The organism is Micromonospora sp. NPDC005291 (assembly GCF_040607415.1).
Taxonomy (GTDB): Bacteria; Actinomycetota; Actinomycetes; order Mycobacteriales; family Micromonosporaceae; genus Micromonospora.
Map to the genome: position 1 here is coordinate 116,427 of NZ_JBEXGR010000007.1, position 12,052 is coordinate 128,478.

10 protein-coding genes are annotated in these 12,052 nt (G+C 73.0%); 5 read left to right on the forward strand and 5 right to left on the reverse strand.

Annotation, left to right across the window (positions count from 1 at the left end):
- Nucleotides 1-73 precede the first annotated feature (73 nt).
- Together ABZT18_RS12830 and groL are read left to right on the forward strand one after the other, a co-directional pair.
- The gene (locus ABZT18_RS12830) at nt 74-1,249 is read left to right on the forward strand and encodes a hypothetical protein (RefSeq protein WP_355251369.1); all 1,176 of its coding nucleotides are present in this window, start codon (nt 74-76) and stop codon (nt 1,247-1,249) included.
- Between the two features lie 271 nt (nt 1,250-1,520).
- Nucleotides 1,521-3,143 carry a chaperonin GroEL gene (gene groL / locus ABZT18_RS12835; RefSeq protein ID WP_088950420.1) on the forward strand — a complete coding sequence of 541 codons (1,623 nt, stop codon included), beginning with the start codon at nt 1,521-1,523 and terminating at the stop codon, nt 3,141-3,143.
- A 56-nt stretch (nt 3,144-3,199) separates the two neighbouring features.
- On the opposite strand, the gene ABZT18_RS12840 is transcribed toward groL, so the two are convergent.
- From ABZT18_RS12840 to ABZT18_RS12850, 3 genes are all read right to left on the reverse strand, one after another.
- A complete protein-coding gene (locus tag ABZT18_RS12840; RefSeq protein ID WP_354994474.1) occupies nt 3,200-3,448 on the reverse strand; it encodes a hypothetical protein in 249 nt (82 codons plus the stop codon).
- 86 nt (nt 3,449-3,534) lie between these two features.
- Nucleotides 3,535-4,473, reverse strand: coding sequence for a GNAT family N-acetyltransferase (locus ABZT18_RS12845; RefSeq protein ID WP_355251372.1), 939 nt, complete (start codon nt 4,471-4,473; stop codon nt 3,535-3,537).
- A 69-nt stretch (nt 4,474-4,542) separates the two neighbouring features.
- Nucleotides 4,543-7,077 (reverse strand): S8 family serine peptidase, encoded by a 2,535-nt coding sequence (locus ABZT18_RS12850; RefSeq protein ID WP_355251375.1) that lies wholly within the window; start codon nt 7,075-7,077, stop codon nt 4,543-4,545.
- 79 nt (nt 7,078-7,156) lie between these two features.
- Here ABZT18_RS12850 and ABZT18_RS12855 point away from each other — a divergent pair, with 79 nt between their 5' ends.
- Both ABZT18_RS12855 and ABZT18_RS12860 read left to right on the forward strand, forming a co-directional pair.
- The gene (locus ABZT18_RS12855; RefSeq protein ID WP_354994689.1) at nt 7,157-8,974 is read left to right on the forward strand and encodes a glycerol-3-phosphate dehydrogenase/oxidase; all 1,818 of its coding nucleotides are present in this window, start codon (nt 7,157-7,159) and stop codon (nt 8,972-8,974) included.
- Between the two features lie 87 nt (nt 8,975-9,061).
- Nucleotides 9,062-9,598, forward strand: coding sequence for a hypothetical protein (locus ABZT18_RS12860; protein ID WP_355251378.1), 537 nt, complete (start codon nt 9,062-9,064; stop codon nt 9,596-9,598).
- A 40-nt stretch (nt 9,599-9,638) separates the two neighbouring features.
- Here the strand turns inward: ABZT18_RS12860 and ABZT18_RS12865 are convergent, their stop codons facing one another.
- Nucleotides 9,639-11,039, reverse strand: a complete 1,401-nt coding sequence (locus ABZT18_RS12865; protein WP_355251381.1) for an FAD-linked oxidase C-terminal domain-containing protein — start codon at nt 11,037-11,039, stop codon at nt 9,639-9,641.
- 68 nt (nt 11,040-11,107) lie between these two features.
- On the opposite strand from ABZT18_RS12865, the gene ABZT18_RS12870 reads away from it, so the two are divergent.
- On the forward strand, nt 11,108-11,392 hold the full coding sequence (locus ABZT18_RS12870) for a DUF4031 domain-containing protein (protein ID WP_354994469.1): 285 nt from the start codon (nt 11,108-11,110) through the stop codon (nt 11,390-11,392).
- On the opposite strand, the gene ABZT18_RS12875 is transcribed toward ABZT18_RS12870, so the two are convergent.
- Nucleotides 11,364-12,020 (reverse strand): metal-dependent phosphohydrolase, encoded by a 657-nt coding sequence (locus ABZT18_RS12875; protein WP_354994468.1) that lies wholly within the window; start codon nt 12,018-12,020, stop codon nt 11,364-11,366. The two genes, ABZT18_RS12870 and ABZT18_RS12875, sit on opposite strands and share 29 nt — an antisense overlap.
- Nucleotides 12,021-12,052: the final 32 nt, after the last annotated feature.

Consider the following 12,052-nt stretch of genomic DNA (forward strand, 5'->3'; position numbering starts at 1 on the left):
CGCGTCGGGGCTGCGGCGCGGGCGCGCACCCGGGAAGATCGTGAACCGTTCCAGCCAATGCTGAGGAGCGTTCATGACCGACCAGCCACCCCCGCCCACCCCACCCCCCGGGCCGGGGGAGCCGGGCCCGTTCGACCCGGCCTCGCCCGCCGGCAGTTCTGGCGCGGCACCGGGCATGCCGCCCGCCTCTGAGCCGCAGCCCGGCCCGACCCAGGGGTGGGGTCAAGCCGGCCCCGGCGGTCCGCCGCCCGGCTGGGATCCCGCGCAGGGAGGTTGGGGTCCGCCGCCCCCTGGCTGGGTGTTCCCGCCCACCGGCGGCTACCCGCCCGGGGTGGGTCCCTACGGCGGGCAGCCGTGGTATCCGGGGCCGCCGGCCGGTTGGTACCCGCCGGGTCATGGCCTCGACCCCAACGATGCCCTGGTCACTCCGCCCGGTGCCGGTATCTACGGCTGGCTCAACCGGTTCAACGGGGCGCTGCGTCGAGGTTGGCGGCAGTTGGTGCCGATCCTGCTGCTCACCCAGGTGCTGCCGGCGGCGGTCCTCTCGATCATCTCGCTGGGCGTGGACCCGTCGGCCGGCTGGGAGACGCAGGCCGAGTTGGACCCGGCGGGCGGGCTGCCGGACAACTTCGCCGCCGACCTGGCAACGCTTCTCGTGGCGCTGATCGGCGGCAGCCTGCTCATTGGGCTGGTGCAGGCGGTGGGATGGGCCGCCGGTAGTTGGCTGATCACCCAGCAGGCGGCCGGCAGGCCGGCCAGCATCGACGCGGCGCTGCGGTACGGCGTGCGTCGGGCGCTCGGCCTGTGGGGTTGGACCCTGCTGATCAGCGTGCTCGTCGGTATAGGTGTCTGTTTCTGCGTACTGCCGGGCATCTACCTGGCGTTCGCGCTGAGCATGGCCGGCCCGGTCTACCTCTTCGAACGGCAGAACCCGATCGGCCGGTCGTTCCGGATGTTCCACGACCGGCTCGGGCTGTTGCTCGGCCGGGTGGCGCTGGTGGGCGGGGTGGTGATCGTCGGCAGCCTGATTCCCGGTTTCCTGGAGTCGGTGGGCACCGTCGCGTTCGGTCCGGACCCGTTGGCGTCGCCGGGCGCCGCGGTCGGTGCGGTGGCCGTGATCGGGGTCACCGCGGTGCTGGCCCTGCCGGCCCACCTCGTCCAGTTGGTCGGCCTGCTGATCACGTACACCGAGCAGCGGGCCCATGAGGGGCCGGTGAACGCTGCCGCACTGGCCGCGGAACTCGGCTGAGCGGCCCCATCGTGCTTGCACTCGGCAGGGGAGAGTGCTAAACAAGTCATTGGCACTCGCATACCGTGAGTGCCAACGGTCGGGACGGTGGGGCCAGGTTGTGCCGGTGTGGAGACACCGGGGCAGCACATGGCCGGTCGTCGCGGGCTATCCGGCCCGGCCGAAGGACGTCGTCGTCGCCAGGTGGCGACGTCCCAAGGTGCGCACACCAGGCGGCCCATCCGGGGCAACATCTCGGGTGGCCCGTGAGTGTCCAGGAGGACAACACCGTATGGCCAAGATGATCGCTTTCGACGAAGAGGCTCGCCGCGGCCTCGAGCGGGGCATGAACCAGCTCGCCGACGCCGTAAAGGTGACCCTCGGCCCGAAGGGCCGCAACGTCGTGCTCGAGAAGAAGTGGGGTGCCCCCACCATCACCAACGATGGTGTGAGCATCGCCAAGGAGATCGAGCTCGAGGACCCGTACGAGAAGATCGGCGCTGAGCTGGTCAAGGAGGTCGCCAAGAAGACCGACGACGTTGCCGGTGACGGCACGACGACGGCGACCGTCCTGGCCCAGGCCCTGGTTCGCGAGGGCCTGCGTAACGTGGCCGCTGGCGCCAACCCGATGGCCCTGAAGCGGGGCATCGAGGCTGCCGTGGCGAGCGTCTCGGAGGAGCTGTCCAAGCTCGCCAAGGACGTCGAGACCAAGGAGCAGATCGCCTCCACCGCCTCCATCTCCGCTGGCGACAGCACCGTCGGCGAGATCATCGCCGAGGCGATGGACAAGGTCGGCAAGGAAGGCGTCATCACCGTCGAGGAGAGCAACACCTTCGGGCTGGAGCTGGAGCTCACCGAGGGTATGCGCTTCGACAAGGGCTACATCTCGGCCTACTTCATGACCGACCCGGAGCGTATGGAGGCCGTCTTCGACGACCCGTACATCCTGATCGCCAACAGCAAGATCTCGTCGGTGAAGGACCTGCTCCCGATCCTGGAGAAGGTCATGCAGTCGGGCAAGCCGCTGCTGATCATCGCCGAGGACCTGGAGGGCGAGGCTCTCGCCACCCTGGTGGTCAACAAGGTCCGTGGCACCTTCAAGTCGGTCGCCGTCAAGGCGCCGGGCTTCGGTGACCGCCGCAAGGCCATGCTGACCGACATCGCCATCCTCGCCGGTGGCCAGGTCATCAGCGAGGAGGTCGGCCTCAAGCTCGACGCCGCCAGCCTCGACATGCTGGGCCGCGCCCGCAAGGTCGTGGTGACCAAGGACGAGACCACCATCGTCGACGGTGCCGGTGACGCCGAGCAGATCCAGGGCCGGGTCAACCAGATCCGGGCCGAGATCGACAAGAGCGACTCCGACTACGACCGGGAGAAGCTGCAGGAGCGGCTGGCCAAGCTGGCCGGCGGCGTTGCGGTCATCAAGGTCGGCGCGGCCACCGAGGTCGAGCTCAAGGAGCGCAAGCACCGCATCGAGGACGCCGTTCGCAACGCGAAGGCGGCCGTCGAAGAGGGCATCGTCCCGGGTGGTGGCGTCGCGCTGGTGCAGGCCGGCAAGACCGCCTTCGACAAGCTCGACCTGGTCGGCGACGAGGCGACCGGTGCGAACATCGTCAAGGTCGCGCTGGACGCCCCGCTGCGGCAGATCGCCGTCAACGCCGGCCTTGAGGGCGGCGTCGTGGTGGAGAAGGTCCGTAACCTCGAAGCGGGTCACGGCCTCAACGCCGCCAACGGCGAGTACGTTGACCTGCTGGCCGCGGGCATCATCGACCCGGCCAAGGTGACGCGCTCGGCGCTGCAGAACGCCGCTTCCATCGCGGCGCTCTTCCTCACCACCGAAGCCGTTGTCGCGGACAAGCCGGAGAAGAACCCGGCTGCCCCGGCTGGCCCGGGTGGCGGGGACATGGACTTCTGAGTCCAGATCCGACACAGAACGGGGCGGGCCGCTGACGCGGTCCGCCCCGTTCGTCGTCAGGTCGGTAGTGGGCGCTGGTTGCGCCGCTTCTGCGCCCGGTCGTACGGCGGAAGCAGTTGGATCGGCGCGTCCACCATCTCCTGCGGCTCCTCGACCATCGCCGACTCGCCGTCGGTGGTCATCTCGGCCAGTTGCTCGGCGTCGCCGTAGTCGAGCCGGTCGAATGGCAGTTGGCCGGGGAGTTCGCCGACCGGTTTCCAGGTGATCGGCGGGCCGTCCTCGGTCTTGTCGTCATCCGTGGTCATGGCTGCCTCCTCTACCGAAACGGTAGGGGGCGTCGATGGCCGATGCGGGTGAATGGCGCTATCAGGGCCTATATCCTATTCGCCCCTTATTCTGCATGGACTGCCCGCCGGTACAGGAAGAAGACCCGCTCGATCCGGGCACCCGCGCTGCCCGAGTAGAACGGCACCGGCCCCACCCAGCCGATCTGCGCCCGGTCCAGCCCTGCCGCCTGCTGGTCTTGTAGGCAGCGCCGCAGCAGCACCCCACCAATGCCCGACCCCTCGGCAGCCGGCGCGGTGCCCATCGGCCCGAACCAACTCGGCCGGGATGACCCGTACGCGGCGAAGCCCAGCACCTCGCCACCCCGCTCCGCCAGGTGACAACCGGCGCCGGCACGACCCACCGACCCGGCCAACTCGCCGTCCCACGTGCCACCGAAGGTGGACCGGGCGAACGCGGCCAGCGCCGGCAGGTCCGCCGGCTCCGCACGGCGTACGGTGACGCCCTGATCGGCCAGCCGCCGTTCCGCCGCCTCGGTGGGCCGCAGCGCCGGCGACCCGTCGTACGACAGGTCGGCCGTCATGTTCCAGGCGGTCCGGTCCTGCTGGTAGCCCAGCGCGAGGGCAGCGCACACCGCTGCCGTGTAGCGGACGTCGATGCCCGGCCACGCGTAGTACGGCGGGTTGCCGGCCAACAGCACCTCGGTCACCCCGCGCTCGGCGAGCACCCGCTCGGCCCGCTGAAGGAGCGCCCGGCCGACGCCCCGGCGGCGCTGATCCGGGAGCACCGCGACCAGGTCCACGTGCCCGACGCCCGCCTCGGTCGACGACACCGAGCAGAGGAGTACCCCGACCAGATCCACACCCCGGTACGCGCCCAGCCCTACCACCAGCCGGTCGGCGGCGGCGGCCCGGGGCCAGAGCACGTCCACGATCGGAGCCGCCTCGGCTGCGTCCTCGGGCAGGTCGAGAGCCTGCTCGCAGAGCCGCACCACGGTGGGGACCAGGTCGGAGGTCAGCTCGGTGACGGTGATCTCGGCGTCCATGGTGGCCGACCCTAGATCAGCGCCTGCCGGTCGGCGCTCCCGCCCAACGTTTCCAGGTGGAAATCCTTCCTAGCGCTGGGCGGCTTGGACGGCGGCGAAGGCGTCGACCTCGCCGGCGCCGGTGATGTTCGACGGATTGCCACAGTCGTCGGCCGGGTTGCCGGAGCGGTAGGTCGGTGTCGCCGCCGTGGCGGTGTCCCGCAGGATCTGCCGGGTCCGGGTCACGTCGCCGACCAGCGCCGGGTTCGCCGACCACATCAGCGCGACCACCCCGGCCACCTGCGGGGTCGCCATCGAGGTGCCGTCCAGCGCGGCGTACGTGCCGCCCGGCATGGCAGACACCACACCCACACCCGGTGCCAGTACGTCCGGCTTACCCGTGCCGCCCGGAACCGGTCCGCGCGAGGAGAACTCGGCGACCCGGCGCTGCGCGTCCACCGCGCCCACGGTCAGCACGTCCGCGTACGGCGCGGGCGGGTCGTCGATCGACGCGCACCACGGGCCTGTGTTGCCGGCGGCGGCGACCACGAAGATTCCGGCGGCGTCCAGTGCGGCCGTGGCCGGTCGCAGTGCCTGCGGGTCACAACCTTCGATGGGCGGGCAGCCCCACGAGTTGGTCAGCACCTGTGGGGCCCGCTCCGGACGGCCGTCGGTGAACGGGTCGCCGCCGGCCGGGAAGGGCGCCAGCATGAACTGGAGACAATCCAGGTAGTACGCGGGACTGCCCAGGTTGCGGTCCAGGTTGACGCAGCCCACCCACTGCGCGTCCGGTGCGACCCCGATGCCGCCCCGACCGACCGCGCTGCCCACCGTGTGGGTGCCATGCCCGCCCTGGTCGGTCGGGCTCCGGGTGCCGTCCCACGGGTCGTACCAGGAGTCGTCCCCGCCACGGAACCCGGCTCGCAGCGCCGGATGGGTGCCGTCCACCCCGGAATCCGAGCTGCCCACCACGATGCCCGTGCCGGTCACCCCGAGCTGGGACCACACCCGGTCGGCGCCGATCTGGCGGATGTTCCACTCCGGGCCGGTGGGCGCGGGCGCGGTGCCCCGGCTCTCCCCGGCCGGGGCGGGTAGTGGCCGCAGGCGCTGGCTCACCAGCACCCGGGCCACCTCGGGTCGGCGGGCGAGCCAGGCCCGTACCGCCGGGCCGCCGTCCACCTCGACCGCGTTCACCAGATAGAACGGCACCGGGTCGAGCCGCAGCCGGGTCAGCCCCCGGAGCAGGTCGGCCTGGCTCTGCTCGGCGGTCGTCACCAGCCGCCGGTAGACCTCCCCCGCGCGAGCGTCCCGCCCGGCCCGACCCGGTGCGCCCGCCGGTAGACCGGTCAGGTCGGCCTGTGCGCGCAGCACCACGAGCAGCCGCTCGCCGTACAGGCCGGGCTGGCCGGGGCCGAGGTCGACCACGCCGAACGCCGCCAGCAGCACCACGGCTGCCACCGCTGCGGCCCGACGGCTCGGGGTGCGTGCCGCCGGCCGGGCGAGCAGCACTCCGTACCCGATGGCGACCAGGACGGCGACGGCGAGCCCGGCACCGGCGGCGGCTGCCACCCAGAACGGCACGTCCCGGGTGCCGACCAGCAGCAGGCTGATCTCTTCGGGGTCGGTGAAGGCCAACGGGCCGAGTGCGGCCAGGCCCACGAGCCAGCCCGTCGCCGCTCGACCAGCGCGTGTGGCGTCGGCCGGGTCGGCGCCGGGCCGCCACGTCGCGGCCCACAGCGCGGCCAGCGCGAAACCCACTGGCGGCAGGGTCAGGAGCGCGGGCAACTGCGCGCCGGACTGACCGGTGCCGGCCGCGAGCAGCAGCAGCGCCAGCCCGGAGACCAGGCCTCCGACCAGCACCAGCCGAGCAGGCCGAGGCGGCCTGCCGACCGTGAACCGGGACCAGAAGGTGGCGTTCAGCAGCGTCGCGGCCAGCACCCCGAGCGCGGCGGCCGCCAGGAGTGCGAGCGCGGTCTCCAGGAGCCCGCCGAGCGCACCCAGCCAGGCCCACGGCAGGAGCAGCGCCAACCCGGCGGCGACCGCGAGCAGCGGCACCGGGCCGGGCCGACGCAACCCCCGCTGGCTTCCAACCGGCTCCGGGCTTCCGGCGGCCTCGGGCCGCGCGGCGTCGCCGTTCCCGGTGGGTGCCGCGCCGACGACAAAGCCGGCCGCTCCGGGGTACGCCCATCGGCGCGTCGACCACCGCACGGCGAGCGCGGTGAGCACCGCCGCGCCGGCCAGCCCGGCGAGGTACACCTCGTGGTGCGCCGGCGGCACCACCCGCAGCAGCGTGAGCACCCCGAGTGCCAGCGCACCGACGAGCCAGACCCGCCCGCTGGCCCGGACCGTGGCCGACCGGGGCAGTACGGCCAGCAGCAGGGCGGGTGTGCCCACCAACACGACGGTGGCCAGGGCCAGCGCCGGCCAGAGCCAGCCGACGCGGTCCCGTCCGAAGCCCAGCAGCACCTGGTCGGTGACCCAGCCACCGGCCTGGGTGGCCACGGTGACCGCAACCGTCCAGCCGCCGACCAGCACGGCAGCGACCACCGGCCACGGGCTGGCCCGGCCCGGCGGCAGCGGGTGGGGCGGCGTTTGACCAACGGGTGACGGAGGCCCGACCTGCATGACTCGCACAGTACGGGGCGGGCGGCGAATGTCGACACGTTGGCGCGACGGTTACGGTGGACGGGTGCGTGACCCCAATATCTCCCGATCCGTCGCCGGTCAGCTCTCGCCCGTCCGCCGTGCGTCCGACCTGCGCCGACTGCGCGCCGAGCGCTTCGACGTGCTCGTCATCGGTGGTGGAGTGACCGGTGCCGGAGCCGCCCTGGACGCGGCATCCCGGGGCCTGAAGGTGGCCCTGGTCGAGGCGCGCGACCTCGCCGCGGGCACCTCCAGCCGATCCAGCAAGCTCATCCACGGTGGGCTGCGCTACCTGGAACAGTTGGAGTTCCACCTGGTCCACGAAGCGCTGACCGAGCGGGGTCTGCTGGCGACCAGGCTCGCGCCGCACCTGGTACGGCCGGTGCCGTTCCTGGTGCCGCTGCCGGCTGGGCGGGGCCTGCGGGACGTGCCCGCCCGGATCTTCCGCCGCTCGTACTACGGCGCCGGTGTGGCCGCCTACGACGCCTTCGCCGGTCTCTTCGGTGGCGGCCGGGGCATGCCGCTGCACCGGCACCTCACCCGGGAGGGGGCGCGGCGGATCTTCCCGAGCCTGCGGGCCGACGCGCTGGCCGGGGCGATCCGCTACTACGACGGGCAGGTCGACGACGCTCGGCTGGTGGTCACCCTGGCCCGCACCGCGGCCAGCCTCGGCGCCACGGTGGTGAGCAGCGCCCGCGCCGTCGGGCTGATCCGGCAGGCGCGGGAGGTGACCGGCGTACGGGTTCGCGACCTGGAGGCGCCGGCCGGCTCACCGGACGCGGAGTTCGAGGTGCAGGCCCGCACCGTCATCGCCGCCACCGGGGTGTGGAGCGACGACATGTCCCGGATGCTCAACGACGTGGGCCTGCGCCCCGGCGTCCGGGTGCGCGCCTCGAAGGGGGTGCACCTCGTGGTGCCCCGCTCGGCGATCACCGGCGAGACGGGGCTCATCCTGCGTACGGCGCGTTCGGTGCTCTTCGTCATCCCGTGGGGCGGGCACTGGATCATCGGCACGACGGACACCGACTGGCGGCTGGACAGGTCCCACCCGGCGGCCTCGGCCCGCGACATCGACTACCTGTTGCAGCAGGTCAACACCGTGCTGGACCGGCCGTTGACCACCGCCGACATCGAGGGCGTGTACGCGGGGCTGCGGCCGTTGCTGGCCGGCGAGGCCGACTCCACCTCGAAGCTCTCCCGTGAGCACGCCGTGTTCGAGCCGATGCTTGGGCTGTTGCTGGTTGCCGGAGGCAAGTACACGACGTACCGGGTGATGGCTTCCGACGTGGTCGACCGCGCGGCCCGCCGGCTCGGCGGCGCCCGCTCGTCGCGTACCGCCGACCTGCCGCTGCTCGGTGCCGACGGGTTCCCGGCGATGTGGCGGGACCGGGCCGACCTGGCCCGCCGGCATGGCGTGCCGGTGGGCGTGGTGGAGCACCTGCTGGAGCGGTACGGCACCCTCACCCTGGACCTGCTGGGGCTGATCAATGCCGATCCGTTGCTCGGCTCCCCGTTGGCCGGTGCCCCGGAGTATTTGGCGGCGGAGGTCGCCTACGCGACGCGGGCCGAGGGTGCGCTGCACCTGGAGGACGTGCTGACCCGCCGGACCCGGATCTCGTTCGAGACCAGCCATCGAGGGCTGGAGTCGGCGGAGCACACCGCCGAGCTGATGGGCGCGGTGCTCGGTTGGGACGCGGCCACCCGGGCGCGCGAGGTCGAGCACTACCGCGTCCGGGTGGAGGCGGAGCGGCAGTCCCAGCTGATGCCGGACGACGCCGCGGCGGACGCGGCCCGGCTCGGCGCTCCGGATGTCCGGGGTTACGCGGCCGATCGGGGTGGCGACGACGATCAGGCTGAGCTGCGTCCGTCCACTCGGTGACGAATTGTAACGTTACCGAGGGGTAACTATCGATACCAACCCGGATGGTGGTTTCGGTGTTACCTACGGTGGGGTAGGTTTCCGCGCGTGCTTTCCCGCCCGCGTCCTCGTCTGCTCGCACCTCTTCTTGCCGCCGCGCTCGTCGGTGTCCTGACCGGGTGTTCGCTGCTCGACCGGGACGCGGCGGGCACGCCGGCGGCGCAACCGTCCGCTGGCGCGGCGGGTGGCGGACCACAGCTGGAGATCCCCACCACGGTCGCCGCCGGCCAGGTCAGCCTGCTTCAGCGGCTCGGCGCCGACGGCCCGTTGCGCACCCTGAGCGTCGAGCGGGACGGCGCGTGGCAGTGCCTCGACTGCGCCGGTGACGGGGTCACCTCCCGGGGCACGCTCGCCCCCGAGCTGGCCGAACGGCTCCAGGTGCTGCTCGCCAACCCGGTGCTGGCCACCGAGACCGATCAGGCCCGGAAGTACCGGACGACCTGCATCGACGCGCTGACGTCCAGCCTGCTCACCTCCACCGGGCTGATCACCTCGCAGGACTGCCCGGGCGAGGAGCGCACGGCGGTCGCCGGGGAGATCCTGCTGCTGCTCACCCAGGCGACCCCGGCCGAAGTCAACGGCTGACCCGCCGCGCCGGTGCGCGGGTCACAGCAGGGTGCGCGGGTCAGAGCACCTTGCCGGGGTTGAGCAGACCGGCCGGGTCCAGCGCCGACTTGATCGCCTGGTGCACCCGGACGCCCACCGGCCCGATCTCCCGGGCCAGCCAGTCCCGCTTGAGCAGCCCCACCCCATGCTCCCCGGTGCAGGTGCCGCCCAGGTCCAGGCCGAGGCGCATGATCTCGTCGAACGCCCGCCGACCCCGCTCCACGCTCGCCGGGTCGGCCCGGTCGACCACGATGTTCGGGTGCATGTTGCCGTCCCCGGCGTGCCCCACCACGCCGATCGGCACCTCGCACTCCGCCGCGATCCGGGCCACCCCGTCCAGCAGGGCCGCGAGCGAGCCGCGCGGGACCGCCACGTCGTCGATGACCAGACCGCCGTTACCGCCCGGGTAGGCCTCGGCCGCGAACTTCTCCATCGCCGGATGCGCCAGCCGCCGGGCCTGTAGCAGTGCCGCCGCCTCCACCGCGTCGGTGGCCGCGTAGACCTCGTCGGCGCCAGCGGCCTCGCACACCTCGGCCAGGGCGGCCAGGTCGTCCGCCGCCCGGGTGCCGGTGTCCGCGGCGGCCAGCAGCAGGGCCTGCGCGTCGGTCCGCAGCCCCATCGGCTGGTACGCCTCGATCGCCCGCAGGTGGGTCTGGTCCAGCAACTCCAGCAGGCTGGGGGTGAGCCCACGGGCCGCGATCGCGGCCACCGCCGCGCCGGCTGCCGCGGTGGACGGGAAGACCGCCACCAGGGTCAGCGAGTCGGCCGGTGCGGGCCGCAACGCCACCGTCACCTCGGTGATCACCCCGAGGGTGCCCTCCGAGCCGACGAAGAGTCGGGTCAGGTCGTAACCGGCCACCCCCTTGGCCGTACGCCGGCCGGTGCGCAGCACCTCACCGGAGGCGAGCACCACCTCCAGGCCGAGCACGTACTCGGTGGTCACGCCGTACTTCACACAGCACATGCCGCCCGCGTTGGTGGCCACGTTGCCGCCGATCGTGGACGACTCCCAGGATCCGGGGTCGGGCGGGTACCAGAGCCCCTGCCTGGCCACCGCGCCGGCCAGTGCCGCGTTGACCACCCCCGGTTGGACCACCGCGATCCGGCTCACCGGGTCGATCTCCCGGATCTCGTCCATCGCGACGGTGCTGAGGACCACCGCGCCGTCCACTGCGTTCGCCGCGCCGGCCAACCCGGTCCGCGCGCCCTGCGGCACCACCGGTACGCCGTGCCGCGCCGCCGCCCGGACCACCGCGACCACCTGCTCGGTGTTGCGCGGGCGGGTCACCACCAGCGGCGTTCCGGCGGCGCAGAGGTCGGCCTCGTCCCGCTGGTGCATGCGCAGCAGGTCCGGGTCGGTGAGCACGGCGTCGTCACCGAGCGCGGCGCGCAGGTCGTCGAGGAGAGTGGTGGGGGCCATGCAGCCGAGGCTAGGTCGCCGACGGCCGATCATCAACATGATCCACTGCGCGGGATAGCTTGGGCGCCATGCTCTATCTGGACCGGCCTGCCTGGCCGTGGCGTGGTCGGCTCTGGTCGCACCTGATCAGCGACGTCTCGTACGCCGAGCTGCACGCCTTCGCTGAGGCACTCGGCGCTCCCCGGCGCGGCTTCGACCGGGACCACTACGACATCCCGGCCGACCGGTTCGCGGCGGCGGTGTGGCTGGGTGCCCAGGTGGTGCCGAGCCGGGAGCTGGTCCGGTTGCTCCGCGCCGCCGGGCTGCGTCGCCCGAAGCACCTGGTCAGCCCGCGTCAGCCGACGGCCCCATGAGCGTGGCCAGCTCGCGGCGCACGTTGTCCCGGGCGGGCTCCTCCCACCGACTGACCAGCGGCGGCAGCTGGAACAGCGCGGGCAGCGCCAGCAGGCTGGTCAACACCGCAGCCCGACCGGCCCGGAAGGCGGGCTCGGGCACATGGGCGTACTCCCGCCGGATGGCCGCCGCGTAACGGTCGTACGTGGCAGGCGGCGCGGCCAGCACGGCGAGGTCCGCATCGCAGAGCAGGGCACCGTTCCGGTCGCCCGGTGCCACCGCGTGCCCGGCCGTGAGCAGCACCAGCCGGCGCACCTCGGCCACCGCGGATGCCGGCACTCCGAGCCCGGCGAGCACGCTTTCGGCCAGCGCGGCGCTGTCCTGTTCGTTGGCGTCGCCGGCGGCCCGCGGGTCGTAGACCGCGTCGTGGCACCAGGCCGCCAGCCGGACCACGTCGACCCGGTCGGTCAGCCCGGCGTGCTGGTCCACCACGTCGAGGACCGCGGTCAGGTGGGCCACCGTGTGGTAGTGCCGGTGCGGCTCCCGCCACCGGGCGAGCAGCTGCTCCCCGGCCCGGGTCGACTCCGCGTCCGGCCTCGCACCTGCGCCCCGGGCCGCCGCCCGCCATCGATCCAGCAGATCAGCCACCGCCCGAGTCTGCCGCATCACGCCGGGGTGCG